The organism is Nitratireductor sp. OM-1 (genome assembly GCF_003296175.1).
In the GTDB taxonomy this organism is placed as follows: Bacteria; Pseudomonadota; Alphaproteobacteria; order Rhizobiales; family Rhizobiaceae; genus Nitratireductor; species Nitratireductor aquimarinus.
This window is the reverse complement of sequence record NZ_CP029208.1, coordinates 2,271,327-2,286,021: the sequence shown is the minus strand read 5'-3', so window position 1 is coordinate 2,286,021 and position 14,695 is coordinate 2,271,327. Positions and strand designations below refer to the sequence as shown.

The 14,695-nt window shown below is 61.9% G+C and carries 12 protein-coding genes and 1 tRNA gene; 4 read left to right on the top strand and 9 right to left on the bottom strand.

Annotated features, from left to right (window positions below):
• Positions 1 to 293: 293 nt before the first annotated feature.
• Positions 294 to 1,655 carry a phosphomannomutase gene (locus tag DEJ54_RS10740; protein WP_113154559.1) on the top strand — a complete coding sequence of 454 codons (1,362 nt, stop codon included), beginning with the start codon at positions 294 to 296 and terminating at the stop codon, positions 1,653 to 1,655.
• Positions 1,656 to 1,821: 166 nt separating this feature from the next.
• Here DEJ54_RS10740 and DEJ54_RS10735 read toward each other — a convergent pair whose 3' ends face one another.
• The 3 genes from DEJ54_RS10735 to DEJ54_RS10725 all read right to left on the bottom strand — a co-directional run bounded on the left by DEJ54_RS10735 (position 1,822) and on the right by DEJ54_RS10725 (position 3,436).
• Positions 1,822 to 2,073, bottom strand: coding sequence for a GIY-YIG nuclease family protein (locus DEJ54_RS10735; RefSeq protein WP_113154558.1), 252 nt, complete (start codon positions 2,071 to 2,073; stop codon positions 1,822 to 1,824).
• A gap of 90 nt (positions 2,074 to 2,163) precedes the next feature.
• A tRNA-Gln gene (locus tag DEJ54_RS10730) sits at positions 2,164 to 2,238 on the bottom strand.
• A 97-nt stretch (positions 2,239 to 2,335) separates the two neighbouring features.
• Complete coding sequence (locus tag DEJ54_RS10725; protein WP_113154557.1) at positions 2,336 to 3,436, bottom strand: DUF2793 domain-containing protein; 1,101 nt, start codon at positions 3,434 to 3,436, stop codon at positions 2,336 to 2,338.
• A 508-nt stretch (positions 3,437 to 3,944) separates the two neighbouring features.
• Between DEJ54_RS10725 and DEJ54_RS10720 the strand changes: the two genes are divergently transcribed.
• On the top strand, positions 3,945 to 5,351 hold the full coding sequence (locus DEJ54_RS10720) for a mannose-1-phosphate guanylyltransferase/mannose-6-phosphate isomerase (RefSeq protein WP_113154556.1): 1,407 nt from the start codon (positions 3,945 to 3,947) through the stop codon (positions 5,349 to 5,351).
• 21 nt (positions 5,352 to 5,372) lie between these two features.
• Here DEJ54_RS10720 and DEJ54_RS10715 read toward each other — a convergent pair whose 3' ends face one another.
• The 3 genes from DEJ54_RS10715 to DEJ54_RS10705 form a co-directional block, all read right to left on the bottom strand.
• Positions 5,373 to 6,608 carry an O-antigen ligase gene (locus DEJ54_RS10715; protein ID WP_245447496.1) on the bottom strand — a complete coding sequence of 412 codons (1,236 nt, stop codon included), beginning with the start codon at positions 6,606 to 6,608 and terminating at the stop codon, positions 5,373 to 5,375.
• A complete protein-coding gene (gene galE, locus DEJ54_RS10710) occupies positions 6,608 to 7,594 on the bottom strand; it encodes a UDP-glucose 4-epimerase GalE (protein WP_113154555.1) in 987 nt (328 codons plus the stop codon). The genes DEJ54_RS10715 and galE overlap by 1 nt, the downstream gene beginning before the upstream one ends.
• An 84-nt stretch (positions 7,595 to 7,678) precedes the next feature.
• Positions 7,679 to 8,284, bottom strand: a complete 606-nt coding sequence (locus tag DEJ54_RS10705; RefSeq protein WP_113156220.1) for a biotin transporter BioY — start codon at positions 8,282 to 8,284, stop codon at positions 7,679 to 7,681.
• A gap of 129 nt (positions 8,285 to 8,413) precedes the next feature.
• Here DEJ54_RS10705 and DEJ54_RS10700 point away from each other — a divergent pair, with 129 nt between their 5' ends.
• Complete coding sequence (locus DEJ54_RS10700; protein ID WP_113154554.1) at positions 8,414 to 9,319, top strand: MBL fold metallo-hydrolase; 906 nt, start codon at positions 8,414 to 8,416, stop codon at positions 9,317 to 9,319.
• Positions 9,320 to 9,361: 42 nt separating this feature from the next.
• Here DEJ54_RS10700 and DEJ54_RS10695 read toward each other — a convergent pair whose 3' ends face one another.
• Entirely contained in the window at positions 9,362 to 10,141 is a 780-nt protein-coding gene (locus DEJ54_RS10695) for a DUF1499 domain-containing protein (RefSeq protein ID WP_113156219.1), read from the bottom strand.
• 278 nt (positions 10,142 to 10,419) lie between these two features.
• Between DEJ54_RS10695 and DEJ54_RS10690 the strand changes: the two genes are divergently transcribed.
• A complete protein-coding gene (locus DEJ54_RS10690) occupies positions 10,420 to 10,782 on the top strand; it encodes a hypothetical protein (RefSeq protein ID WP_113154553.1) in 363 nt (120 codons plus the stop codon).
• Between the two features lie 42 nt (positions 10,783 to 10,824).
• Here DEJ54_RS10690 and ppdK read toward each other — a convergent pair whose 3' ends face one another.
• A complete protein-coding gene (gene ppdK / locus DEJ54_RS10685; protein WP_113154552.1) occupies positions 10,825 to 13,500 on the bottom strand; it encodes a pyruvate, phosphate dikinase in 2,676 nt (891 codons plus the stop codon).
• Between the two features lie 264 nt (positions 13,501 to 13,764).
• A complete protein-coding gene (locus tag DEJ54_RS10680; protein WP_371685877.1) occupies positions 13,765 to 14,532 on the bottom strand; it encodes an MFS transporter in 768 nt (255 codons plus the stop codon).
• Positions 14,533 to 14,695: the final 163 nt, after the last annotated feature.

Sequence of the window (14,695 nt, the reverse complement as noted above, 5' to 3'; positions counted from 1 at the left end):
TGCCCAATCGGTTGCGGGATGATTCCGCGTTATCCCCGTCCGTTGAATAGGGATGCGGCGGGCGCAGTGCAACCAACGCCCCCCTTCAAACTGATGCGCCGGCTGTTACACGAGGTGAACAAGCCGGCATGCAACCGTTTCAGCTCTTGTGTATTTGCGTAGCGTGCGCATTTGTCGCCGCAATTGTGTCTCTGTGTGCATTCATCCAATTCTAACAAAACTTCAATCAATCATTGCAATGCTAAACGATGACAGAGCATTGTTCATCTTCGAGATTATTCAGGAAGGAAAGTATGGGCGCCCCCTTTAAAGCGTATGACGTTCGCGGCCGTATCCCCGCAGAAATCAATGTTCCCTTCGCCTATCGCTTTTCGCAGGCGCTCAAGCAAAGCCTCAACCCCGGCACGGTGGTTATCGGCCACGACATGCGCATGGACAGCCCGGCGCTGGCCGAAGCGCTGACCCAGGGCCTTCTCGACAGCGGCGTCGCCGTGCGCCCCGTTGGCCGCTGCGGCACGGAAGAGGTCTATTTCCACACCGCCGCCAGCGGCGCGGATGCCGGCCTCATGGTGACCGCCAGCCACAACCCGCCCGATTACAACGGCATCAAGATGGTGCTGAAAGGCGCGTCCGCCGCCACACCGGACAACGCCTTCAACGCAATCGAAGAGATCATGCGTTCGAATGCGGTGCTTCAGCCGGTTGCCGATTATGCCGCGCGCGGCGCTCTGCACGATCTGTGCGACCGCGATGCCTATATCGAACGTCTTCTCAACGAGGTGGCGGGCCAGAACCTGAAACCGATGAAGATCGTCTGCCATGCCGGCAATGGCTGTGCAGGCCCGATCATCGATCTTCTGGAAAAGCATCTGCCCTTCACCTTCATCAAGATCGACCACGAGCCCGATCCGCGCCTGCCCAATGGCGTGCCCAACCCGCTGCTTCCGGAGAAGCGCGAGAAGGCCAGCAGGGCGGTGATCGAGCACGGCGCGGACCTCGCCATCGCCTGGGACGGCGATTTCGACCGCTGTTTCCTCTACGACCACAAGGGCCGTTTCGTGGAAGGCTATTATCTGGTTGGCATGATCGCCCAGTCACTGCTCGCCAAGAATCCGGGCAGCACCGTTCTCTACGACCCGCGCCTGACCTGGAACACGATCGACGTGGTGGAAAGCGCCGGCGGCGTGGCGAAGGCCTGCCGCACTGGCCATGCCTATTTCAAGCAGATGATGCGCGCGGAAAACGCCATCTATGGCGGCGAGATGAGCGCGCACCACTACTTCCGTGATTTCGCCTATTGCGATTCAGGCATGCTTGCATGGTTGAATGTGGTGGCGGAGCTTTCGGCCAGCGGCACCACGCTCGCCGAGCGCCTGGAAGAGCGCATCGCCGCCTATCCCTGCTCGGGCGAGATCAACTTCACCGTTTCGGACGCAGCCGCGGTACAGGCCCGCATTTCCGATCACTACATGTCGCAGAACCCCGAGATCGAGAGCCAGGATGGCCTCGGCATGGTGTTCGACGACTGGCGCTTCAACCTGCGCGCCTCCAACACCGAACCCCTGCTGCGCCTCAACGTGGAAACCCGCGGCGACAAGGCGCTCCTGAAGGCAAAGGTGGACGAGCTGCGCGGGATGATCGAGCAGGCTGGTTAAACAGGTAGCGAGGTCAGGGCTCCGTGGCGAAGCACCCGCTCTTTATGTTGAGCGGTTCAGCAAGATGACGTTTCCCACGGGGCGGCCCGCCGCAGCACAGTATTAGGACCCCACCTACGACAACCACGCGCGGAAAAACTGAGAAGCAAGAACCGGTTGGAAGGGATCAGAAATGTCTCTTCGCGAAAGCGCGACCTGAACTGGATTTCAGATACCTTTCGAAGGCAAATGCCTTCACCTTGTCTTCGAAACCTATTTGGATGACCAGTTTCCAAGGACCGAACATGGATGAGTGGCGCGACTGCGATTCTGATCGACCGGCATTGTGCCTTCTCAGCCGCTCATCGACGTCGTTTGTGCAACCGACATAATGTTTGTCGGGATACGTCAGGCTTTGCAGAATATAGACATAGTGCATGGCATCTCCGGCCCGCCTTCGCCCTTTAGGCTTTGGCGTGGCAGCCTCCACTCGCGCTCCGGCTTGCCCAGCCGTAGCTTTAGCGAAGGCTGGCTGGGGCGGCAGGATTCGAACCTGCGAATGACGGTACCAAAAACCGTTGCCTTACCACTTGGCGACGCCCCAAGACCGAGCGAAGCGGTGGATAGCAGAAGCGCGGCCCCACGACAAGCAGGCGTTTTCAGCCTTTCTGTGGAGCACGCGCCAGTCGCTGCGCCATGCGTCAGGCCACCCACTCTCCCCAGAACCGCGTGACCGTCGCCGGCACATAGCCATCAAGCCCGCTGAAAAGCTGCGCAAGCGCCACTGTGTCACCCGCCGCCAGGCGCGCCATCACGTGAAGATGCAGCGCCGTCTCCGAGCCATCCACCGCCAGATCGGCCACATCGCACGCCACCAAAGGCGCGCAGAGGTCGCTCGCGCCATTGAGCATCAGCTTCGCCTTCACCGCCGTCGGCACATTCGCGCCGTTCTGCTTCCAGCCGATGCTCGCCCCAAAGCGGTAGAGCCCGTCTGCCGGTGCGGTGAAACGGTTTGCGCCTGTGTCGAAGGACATCTGATCGTTCGACAGCGTGTTGTTGATGGCCACGGTCTGCCATGTGTCGGCGGCGACATATTGGTCGTAATTGATGAAGCCAAGGAATTTGGCGTTGCCCGGCAGCGACACAAGGCCGGAACCCTCATCGGTGCGAATCGCATCCTTGAAGGCCACACCATCGGGAGAAACCGCGAGCCTCAGGCCATCGGACCCGAGAAGCCCAAACATCGCGCGCGTCACGAAACCGCTCTGCAACAGGAAGCCCACATCGCCGGCAGGCGCTTCCTTGTTCATCGTGTAGAGCAGGCTGCCCGTTCCCCCTTCGGCAGCGTAGCGGGCCGTCCAGAGCGCCTTGTCGAGCTTTGCAGAAAACGGGTTGGTCGCATCGGCGGTCGTTCCAAGCCCGAACAGCGCTGCATTCTGGATCTCCGCCGCGCTCTCCGGAAATCCGTTGATGGCCTGCCAGCCCACGCCATCAAAGGCGGCAAGACGCGCCTCGTCGATGATCCAGGCCCGCCAGCCGGCAGCTGGCGCAAACCGCATCCACGCCCCATCGGCGAAATACGCCACCTGCCCTTCCCAGCCCGTCCACGCCCCGGTCGCCGCCGCCGCAACGATGTGGCATTCGCCCTCTTCGGGGCTGACCGGCGGTGCGGAGAGGTCGCGGTCACGCACAGCGAGCTGCACCAGTCCGTCCAGAAGACGAATGGCTTCGTTGTGCGTCACGTGTTTCTGCGCCTGCGACGGCATGATGTAGGGAAGCTTGAGATTTGCGGTCTGTTCCATCTTGGCCCGTTCCTTTTGATCGGGGAAAGTCTAGGAGCGGCAGAGGGCGCGGGGAGAAAACGGTGCCGTTCATCGCGCCCTCTCCCCGGCAAAGGGCGCATGAGTGCGCACGATTGGCCTGCTTGAACGAGGCGCGGCGGGGAGAAAAACAACCGTGGAGGTAGTCCCCTCTCCCCATGGACGGGGCAAATCCCTTGATGACGCTCTTGCCTACACCCCGCGTCAACGTTTCCAATCTAAAGTCGGGGCATCCTTGGCGAAGGTTCCCGGCATTGCACTGTTCGAAGGCATCCGGTGGCCTGCGGCACAGGCCACAAAATTTCGCAGTCAGGTGGAAACAGCTGACATCCGCATAAATGCGGAAAAACAGACAGATAGAGCGTCGGACTGAAAAGTTGATTCCGGCTTTCGGCCTGATGCTCCGTCAAAATTCTGGATCGTCCTTTGCGCGCCCGAAAGGGCGTGCGGCGATCCAGAGGTTCAGAACCAGAACGGCGGGGGTAGGCTCATGTTGGTACCGGTGATCATGGCGGGTGGAATGGGAACGCGGCTCTGGCCGGTTTCGCGCGAGCACTACCCCAAGCAGTTCTGCGCTCTGGTGGGCGACAGCACCATGCTGCAACAGACAATGCGCCGGCTGGACGGGATTGGCGCAGCCACGCCCCTCACCGTCTGCAATGAAGAGCACCGCTTTCTGGCGGCCGAACAGCTTCGGCAGGCCGGCGTCGAAAATGCGCCGATCCTGCTTGAGCCTGTCGGCCGCAACACGGCACCCGCGATCACGCTCGCAGCCCTTCAGGCGACGGCGAATGGCGCTGACCCGCTGCTTCTCGTCATGCCCGCAGATCACCTGATCCAGAACGTGCCCGCCTTCCATGAGGGGCTCTCAAGGGCAAAGGCGCTTGCCGAGGAAGGCTGGCTCGTCACCTTCGGTATCGTGCCCACCTGTCCGGAAACCGGCTTTGGCTACATTCGCCGTGGCAAGAAGATCGGCGACAGCGGCTTTGCGGTGGCCAGCTTTGAGGAAAAGCCGGATCTCGAAACGGCCAAGGCCTATCTCAAGGAAGGCGCATGCGACTGGAACAGCGGCATGTTCCTGTTCCGCGCCAGCGCCTATCTGGACGCCATGCACAAACATGCGCCCGCCATTCTGGAGGCCTGCCGCGCCGCCATGGCCGGCGTGGAAAGCGATGCCTATTTCCTGCGCCCCGAACGCGCCGCCTTCGAGGCATGCCCCTCCGATTCCATCGACTATGCCCTTATGGAGAAGACGGACCGCGCGGCCGTGGTCCCGCTCGACGCCGGCTGGAACGACATCGGCTCATGGTCGGCCATCTGGGAGGCGCAGGACCGGGACGCGGATGGCAATGCGCTCATCGGCGATGTTCTGCAGGTCGCGTCCAAAAACTCCATTGTCTCCGCGCAGAAACGCCTCGTCGCCATCGTCGGCGTTGAGGATCTCGTGGTCGTTGAAACGGCTGATGCCGTCCTCGTGGCCAAACGTGATGCCGTACAGCACGTCAAGGAGATCGTCTCGCAGCTGAAATCCGCCGACCGCACCGAGCATGTGGACCATCGCCGGGTCTATCGTCCGTGGGGCGATTACGATTCCATCGATTTCGGCAACCGCTACCAGGTGAAGCGCATCACGGTGAAGCCCGGTGCAAAACTGTCCGTGCAGAAACACCACCACCGGGCGGAACACTGGGTGGTCGTCCGCGGCACGGCGCGGGTTCTCAAGGGCGAAGACACGATCATGCTCACCGAAAACCAGTCCACCTACATTCCGCTTGGCGAGATCCACGCGCTGGAAAACCCCGGCAAGATCCCGCTGGAGCTGATTGAGGTGCAGTCCGGTTCCTATCTCGGCGAAGACGACATCGTGCGTCTTGAGGACCGTTACGGCCGCGCATAACGCGGCCGTAACGTCACATCATCAGGGCCTTTCAGCCCGATCCGCATCGGTCAGGCGCGAGGTTCCCCGCGCCAGGAACAGCCCCACGATCAGAAAGACCATGAAGACCGTATCGAGAATGTCATGCCCGAACATGACATTCACGCTGCCACCTCCTGCATAGACTGCTGCAAGCATGAGCAGCATTGCGCCGCCGAGGCGGGCAAGCGGGTCCTCTTTGTTCCCAAGGCTCTTTATCGCATAGACCGTGATCACTGCGAACATCGCGATCACCGCACAGCCCGCCACAATGCCACCCTCGATAAAGATGGTCATGAAGCCGTTGTGGAAATGGGTGAACCCGACCTCGATGCCGAAATCCCGCAGCACATGTTCCTTGATGAGCGCCGAGGTGTTCTGCATCCCGTGGCCGAGAATCGGGCTCTCGGCAAAGAGCCGAACACCGCTTTCCCAGAGCGCCACCCGCAGTCCGATTGAGGTGTTGTAATCCCCTCCGGCCATAAGCCTGTCGACGTTCTGCCAAAGGGCATCGAAACGGCTGACAATAAGGCCGGAGGTCAAGACCAGCAACAGCAAGGCTACGCCCAGCAGCGCAAGCACATGCCCTCTCAGAACCGTAAAGACGCGCGCGCGGAAAATGAACAATTGCAGGAAAGCGAGCACAATCATCACAAGCCAGACAGAACGGGACTCTGAAAGCAGTACGGCTCCAAAAGCAGCCGCGAAAGCGAGCAGGAGAAAGAGAGCCTTCTTGCTGTCAAGGATGAGCCCCCCTGCCAGACAGGTGAGGCCCGCCAGACAAGCCACATCCGCAAACACAAGTGCGTTGCCTGCGCCACCCTCGGCACGCAGTCCCAGAAACTCAGACTGTACGAAGGCAAAAATCAATGCCCCGAAACTTGCAATAACCGATCCCAAGAGTGCGGCCTGCGCCACGTCTTCCCGGTCGGCGATTGTCCAGATCGAGTAGGAAAAGGGAAACAAAGCGAAGGTCGCAAGCGGCAGGAGCTTGTAGACACTCTGCCACGAAGGATCATTGATGAGGAAGGCGACAAGGTTCGCGGCCACATAAAGCAGCATCAGCATGGCGATCCAGCGCATCGCGCTGTCAGGGCTCAGCCGCCGCCGTCCCGAAAGCACTTCAAAGACACACCAAAGTGCGCCGCCATGCCACACCACGCTTGTTGCCGACCCAACGACCGGCGGCATTGAGAAACAGGCGAGCGTAAAGAGCCTGTTGATATTACGATACTGCATCAGCGGTTCCGTCCGGCAAGCTTCTTTTCCCAGCTCAGCGCATGCGTCACGATCTGGCGCAGATCGTCATACCTTGGTTCCCAGGAAAGCTCCCTCCGGCACCGCTCCGCCTCCGCAACGATGGCAACCGCATCACCGGGCCTGCGATCGCCGATGCGCACGTCGAAATCGGTCTGCGCCACCTCTTTAACCGCCTCAATCACCTCAAGAACGGAATAACCGTTTCCGTAGCCGCAATTGGCCACGAGGCTACCACCACCCGAACGCATGCGACGGAGCGCCAGGTAATGTGCGTTCACCAGATCGGAGACATGAATGTAATCACGTACGCAGGTGCCGTCCGGCGTTTCATAGTCCGTGCCGAAAACTTCCATATGGCCGCGTTTGCCTGTCACGGTCTCGCAGGCAACCTTGATCAGATGCGTTGCGCCCTTGGTCGACTGCCCAGTGCGCAATTGCGGATCAGCACCGGAGACATTGAAATAGCGGAGCGCCGTATAGTCGAAATTGTGCACAGCCGCACAGTCCCGCAGCATGAGCTCCGTCATCATTTTGGAGGTGCCATAGGGTGACTCAGGCCGCAACTCGGCATCTTCGCCCACCGGAAAACGCGCCGGGCTGCCATAGACCGCAGCCGTGGAAGAAAAGATGAAATGAGGAACCCCGCAGCGAACCGCGCTCTCGATCAGGCTGCGGGATTTGACTGTGTTGTTGAGATAATAGCCAAGCGGGTCGGATACGGATTCCGGCACGATGATCGAGCCCGCAAAGTGAATGATCGCATCCACATCATGCTTGCGGATCAGCTCCTCTACCAAGGTCTGGTCAGCGATGTCGCCCACCGCCAGCGTGGCCGCTTCGGGAACCGCCCAGTCGAAACCCGTGCTCAGCCGGTCGAGAACGACCACGTCTTCGCCATGGTCCAGAAGCTCCCAGACCATATGGCTGCCGATATAACCGGCGCCGCCGGTAACCAACACGCTCATACTCTTCCCCTCAAAAAAATCGGGCCAGACATCCCCTTCTGGCCCGATCTCCGTTCCGCTTGAAAGCGGCGATTCGATGACCGCTTAGTGTCTGGAAACACCCAGGCCGCGCAGCAGCGCCCATGCCGCCGGCATGAAGCAGGCAGCCAGCGCCACCTTGATCAGGTCCGGCATGATGAATGGCGCAACGCCGAACTGCCAGGCATTCTCAGCGCCGATCAGGCCTGCAAGCCATGCAAAGCCGAGCACCATCAGAGCTGCCTCCGCCACCAGCATCGCGCCGGCAAGCTTCAGCGGATTGCGGTCCCAGCCGCGGTCTGCCGCCCAGCCGGCAATCGCCGCCATTGCGACAAAGCCCAGAAGGTAACCGCCCGTCGGTCCCATCATGTATGCAAGGCCAATGCCCTTTTCCGGCGTGCCCTGGAAAACCGGCAGCCCCATCGCGCCTTCAGCCATGTAGAGAAGCAGCGTCGCAACACCGAGGCGCATACCGAAGGTTGCGCCGATCAGAAGAACGGCCAGCGTCTGCAGCGAAAGATCCACCGGGCCAAGCACAACGCGCGTCTTTGCCGACAGCGCCAGCAGGAGCGTTGCGCCCACGGCGAGGAAGAGCTGGGTGGTCAGGCGTCGTGCTGCATTGTCGGGCAGCGACTGCGACACGAGGGATCTGGATGCGATAGCGAGCGACATGGCGTCTCCGTTCATGCTTTATGCGAGTTGTTCCGCTTTCCTTCTCCTATAAGCGGTTCCATGATATGCGGCAACCTGAATGCGCTTTTCAGGCGTCCAGCATGCATCCAACTTTCGGACCCGTTGCCCATGGCTCTCGAATTTGAAACGCGTTTCGACCCCGCCTATGGCGAGGCCGTCGAGATCGCTCCCGACATTCAGCGCCTTACGGTCAACAACCCCAGCGCCTTCACCTTTCACGGCACGAACAGCTATATCGTCGGCACCTCCAGCCTCGCCGTCATTGATCCCGGCCCGGAGGACGAAGCCCACTTCCAGGCGCTGCTCAAGGCCATTGGCGGCCGGCCGGTCAGCCACATCTTCGTCAGCCACACCCACAGGGATCACTCGCCGCTCGCCGCGAGGCTTTCGCGGGAGACCGGCGCGCTGGTCTGCGCAGAAGGCCCACACCGCGCCGCCCGTCCGCTGCGCGTTGGCGAAACCAACCCGCTCGACGCCAGCGCCGACATGGATTTCAGGCCCGACATCGCACTCGCCGATGACGAGCTTGTCGAGGGCGATGGCTGGGCGCTGCGCGCAATCCACACGCCGGGCCACGCCGCCAATCATGCGGTGTTCGCGCTGGAAGGAACCGGCGTGCTCTTCTCGGCAGACCATGTGATGGCCTGGGCCACCTCCATCGTCGCCCCGCCCGACGGCGCGATGTCCGATTACATGGCCTCGCTTGATCGCCTGCTGGAGCGTGACGACACGGTGTTCCTGCCCGGCCATGGCAGTCGCGTCCGCATGCCCCAGCGCTTCATGCGTGGCCTGAAGGCCCACCGGAAGATGCGCGAGCGCGCCGTTCTGGACCGCATCGAGCGCGGTGATCGCACCATAACGGAAATGGTTCAGGCCATTTACCGGGACACCGATCCCCGGCTTCATGGGGCAGCCGCCCTCTCCGTTCTCGCCCATCTGGAAGATCTGGTCGCACGCGGGGCCGTGACGACGGAGAACGATCCGTCAATCGACGCGATCTATTTTCCGGGCTGAACGCGAGAGCGATTTCAGCGAAAGCGGAAACAGCCTGAAGCGCTAGACCGGAGCCAGGAAGGCCATGCGTTCATCAAGTTCCTTCAGGAAGCGCTGGATACGCTGCGCATTGTCCCCAAGATCGTGGCGTCCATATCGAGACGCCGACCGCATGTCGACGAAGGTGGCGGCCTGGTCGTCTTCGATGCGTATGGCCACATCAGACGGAAACCCCAGAAGATAGGAATGCGCCACCCCTTCCAGCGTGACGCTGGCGCCGGCAAGTTGCAGCCCTTCAGGCCCCTGTGGCTGCCATCCCCTCTCGCGCATCATCGCGCGCACAACTTCAATGACATTGTCAGCCGTGTACTCGTAGCGCCGCCCCGTCACCTCGGGATAGTCCTGCTGCTGCATTGCCTGGCTCTCGGCAGACATGGGCTCGACGGCATTCATCACGCCGCTCCGCGCCCGCGCAGCCAGTGGCATTTGCGGCGGGTTTTCAGGGTCGGTCGAGATGTCGACCAGTTTCGGGTGTTCAAAAAAGCGGTATCCGGAAATGCCGAAGGGAACCAGCGCGAGGGCCGCGACGAACATTCCACCCGCCGCCATTGCAGCACCCAGAGAGCCATGTTCCCAGACCTGCAGAAGCGCCATCACACCGAGCATGAAGGCGACAAAGGCAAGCGCTCCGCCCAGCCCCAGGAGCCACAGGAAAGGAACCGTTTCCAGAAGTCCGAAGCGATGCGATGCGCCCGACACGATGAGCAGAACCAGCGAGAAGAGCGCAAGCCTTCGGCACCAGGGAGCGGCGGGAGCCATTTGCCGTACCAATGTTGCCGTCATGAACCCAACCGAACGCGCCATTGCCATCAGAGATAGAGCCTCATAACGCATTGCTGATCGGCAGAAAATTCAATTTCAGTGGAATGTTTAAGATTTCAGGGCCTTGCACCCATTGGCTGCGACAATGATTCAGCCAGCACCCGCGCCTTGAAACAGGTGACAACCGGACCATATAACCATCTTCTTAGGTTATTGTAACACGCCATAATCCAGCCACGCTCGCACGCACAATGTCATGGTCGGAGGGGTTGCGTGGGAAAATGTTGTGAGGTTCCGCCATGCAGACTGCGCTTCTAGAACAGAACGAAACGGCAGCAGGCCCGCTCGAACTGGTCGAGCTGGAGCTCGCCCTCAAACATCAGGATTTCGTCGAACAGGGTTTTGAGGGCGCGGTGAAACACGCTCTTGAACAGATCGAAGGGCGTCTTCTGTTTCAGATGCGCCTTGATGGCGTGAACGATTGCGACTGGGTTGCCGCCATTGCGCTTGAGGACGAGGACACGCCTGTCCATGCGCTCGTGGTACAGCGGACGGGAAGCGACACGCTTGATGTCGAGAGCATCGAGACCAGCGATCTGCCGGTGGCGCGTATCGTCAATGCCTATGCCAGCCTGATAACGACGCTGGACCGCGTTCAGTAACGCGGCCCACTGATCCCCGACGGCTTCATTCGGCAGAGCGCGTCAGGCTGCGCCCTTGCCCGCGTGAATGGCGGCCTGCGCTGCCGCAAGCCGTGCAATGGGCACACGGAAGGGCGAACACGACACATAGTCCAGCCCCACCGTCTCGCAGAAGCGGATCGACGCCGGGTCGCCGCCATGCTCTCCGCAGATGCCGAGCTTGATTTCCGGCCGCGCCGTGCGTCCCTTTTCAGAGGCAATCCGCACCAGCTCGCCAACGCCATCCACATCAAGCGACACGAAAGGGTCCTGCTCGATGATGCCGCGTGTGCGATAGGTTTCCAGGAAGGAAGCCGCATCGTCACGCGAGATGCCGAATGCGGTCTGCGTCAGATCGTTCGTCCCGAAGGAGAAGAACTCGGCGCTGCCTGCGATCTCGTCTGCCCGCAATGCCGCGCGCGGCAGCTCGATCATCGTGCCGACCAGATAGTCGAGCGTGATGCCGCGCTCTTCCATCACGGTTTTGGCCACCGCGTCGATGCGGTTCTTCACGAAGGTCAGCTCGGCCGACATGCCAACAAGCGGCACCATCACCTCCGGCACCACCGGCTTGCCGGCTTTCTCAGCCGCCTCTGCCGCAGCCTCGAAGATGGCGCGCGCCTGCATCTCCGCGATCTCCGGATAGGAAATCGCCAGACGGCAACCGCGATGGCCGAGCATCGGGTTGAACTCATGCAGCGCCTCGGTGCGCTGGCGCAGCTTCTCCGCCGAAACGCCCATGGCGGCAGCCACCTCGCCGATTTCCTCTTCGGTCTTCGGCAGGAACTCGTGCAGCGGCGGGTCGAGCAGACGGATCGTGACCGGCAGCCCGGCCATCACCTCGAAGATCTCCACGAAATCGGAGCGCTGCATGGGCAGAAGCTTCGCGAGGGCCGCGCGCCGGTCGCTTTCGGTGTCGGCCAGGATCATCTCGCGCATGGCGAGGATGCGGCCATCATCGAAGAACATGTGCTCCGTGCGGCAAAGGCCGATGCCCTCCGCGCCGAAGGAACGCGCCGTGCGCGCGTCAGCCGGCGTTTCGGCATTGGCGCGCACCTTCATGCGCCGCGCCTCGTCGGCCCAGCTCATAATGGTGGAGAAATCGCCGGAAAGTTCGGGCTGCAGCATGGGGACCGCGCCCTTCAGCACCTGCCCCGTTGCACCATCGATGGTGATCGTGTCGCCTGCCTTGAGCATCTGCCCCATGGCGAGAAGCACGCCCTTGCGATGATCGACACGCAGCGAACCAGCACCCGAAACGCAGGGCTTGCCCATGCCGCGCGCCACCACCGCCGCGTGGCTCGTCATGCCGCCGCGCGTCGTCAGAATGCCTTCGGCGGCATGCATGCCGTGAATGTCCTCGGGGCTCGTCTCCACCCGCACCAGAATGGTCCGGCGTCCTTCGGCCTTGGCCTCTTCGGCGGCTTCGGACGAGAACACGATCTCGCCCGTCGCAGCGCCCGGCGAGGCCGGCAGGCCCATGCCGATAATGTCGCGCGGGGCAGACGGATCGATGGTCGGGTGCAGAAGCTGGTCGAGCGACGCCGCATCGATGCGGGTCACCGCCTCGTCACGCGTGATCAGCCCCTCATTGGCCATGTCCACGGCTACTTTCAGCGCCGCACTTGCCGTGCGCTTTCCCGAGCGCGTCTGCAGCATCCACAGCTTGCCGCGCTCGATGGTGAATTCCAGATCCTGCATGTCGCGGTAATGCCGCTCCAGCGTGTCGGCGATCCCGGTGAAGGCGTTGAACGCCTCGGGCATCAGCTTTTCGAGCGACGGCTTGTCGGAGCCCGCCGCAAGCCGCGCCGCCTCGGTGATGTTCTGCGGCGTGCGAATGCCCGCCACCACATCCTCACCCTGCGCATTGACCAGAAACTCGCCGTAAAGCGCTTTCTCGCCGGTCGAAGGATCGCGGGTAAAGGCAACGCCGGTTGCCGAATCCTCGCCCCGGTTGCCGAACACCATGGCCTGCACATTGACCGCCGTGCCCCAGCTTTCGGGGATGTCATGCAGCCGGCGATAGGTCACCGCACGCGGGTTCATCCATGAAGAGAACACAGCGCCCACCGCGCCCCACAGCTGCTCGTGCGGGTCCTGCGGGAATGGCGCGCCAAGTTCGCTTTCGATGCGTCCCTTGTAGAGCGCAATAACGTTCTGCCAGTCCTCGGCCGAAAACTCCGTATCGACCTCGTAGCCGAGCCGCGCCTTCTCCTCTTCAAGGATTTCCTCGAAGAGATCATGATCGAGCCCGAGCACGACATTGCAGTACATCTGGATGAAGCGGCGGTAGCTGTCATAGGCAAAGCGCGCATCGCCGGCTTCCGCCGCGATCGCCTCGACCGTCTCATCATTGAGGCCGAGATTGAGCACCGTGTCCATCATGCCGGGCATGGAGGCGCGTGCGCCTGAGCGCACGGAAACCAGAAGCGGCTGCCCCGCATCGCCGAAACGGCGGGCGGCAACCCGGCCGACCTCGTCAAGCGCGGCCTCGACCTGTGTTTTCAGCGCGTCCGGATAGGTGCGGCCATTCGCATAATAGTGGGAGCAAAGGTCGGTCGTGATCGTAAAGCCGGGCGGCACCGGCAGCCCGAGGCTGCACATCTCCGCCAGATTTGCGCCTTTGCCGCCGAGCAGATTTTTCTCGCCCGCGCTGCCTTCGGCACGTCCATCGCCAAACACATAGACCCACTTGGTCATGCTGCATTCCCCTTCCGGTCGTTTTGCCGGCGCCTGGAACTTCTGCTGCACCGGCTACGGGAGGCAGCGTTAAGCGGCAGCGACCATCAAGGCAAGGCCAACCAACGGAGCATCCGCCGCTTTATCGATTGAAGAGAAGATTTTTTCTTACCGGGAATGGAACAGTTCTGCATGTGACAAGGGCAACAGTCCTTCTGCTTGCCAAAGCAGACGGGACGAGGCTCTCGCCCCATCCCGCAACCGTTCTGGTTTTTTGGCGCTGCGTCAGGCGGGTGCAGCCACCACCTGCGGGCGAACGCGGATGAAGATCATCACCGCCGCCTGCACCAGCACCACGCTCGAAACGCTGAACACGCCCTGCGCGCCGCCGACATCGAAAATCAGCCCGCCGCCTGCCGCGCCAATGGCAATGGCAAACTGGATTGCCGCCACCAGAAGACCGCCGGCGCTTTCAGCCTGATCCGGCACGGTCCGCGCCAGCACATCCACCAGCATGCGAAGCCGGGTTGCCGCATTCGGAGCCATCGCCGGCAGGGTCGCGAACTGGACCACAAAGGTGATCGCTCCGAGAACCGTTGCCAGCAGGAACGCGCTGCGCCAGCCCCACATCTCCCCCACATAGCTGCCAAGGGGCGCGGCGACGATGGTTGCCGCGGCCACGCCGCTCACGATCATCGAAAGCGCGCGCGGCACCAGCGCCTCCGGCGCCAGCCGCATCGCCACCGCCGCCGATATGGCCCAGAAGCCACCAAGCGCGATGCCCAGCAGAACCCGGCCCGTGAGCAGAACCGGCAGGTTCGGTGCAAACGCCACCATCAGGTTGGCCACAATGAGAAGCACCGTGAACGACAGCAGCACACGCCGCCGGTCGATGCTGCGGGTCGCCGCAGAGATCAGCAGGCTCGCCACCAGCCCCACCAGTGCCGTCGCGGTCACCGCCTGTCCGGCCATCCCTTCCGAAATACCGAGATCAGTCGCCATCGGCGTCAAAAGGCTTGCCGGCAGAAATTCCGCCGTCACCAGCCCGAACACGCCTAGGGTCAGGACCCATTAATATGACCGCAATGGCGTTCGATAGACCAAGAGATGCCAGGAAAAGCCCGCAGAGCGGGGTTTCCCCCCGGTCAAGGGGTTTGACGCAGCAGGTCGCCGGTCTATCGAGCGTCCTTCGGATCAGCCTGATTTGCACGGGCTA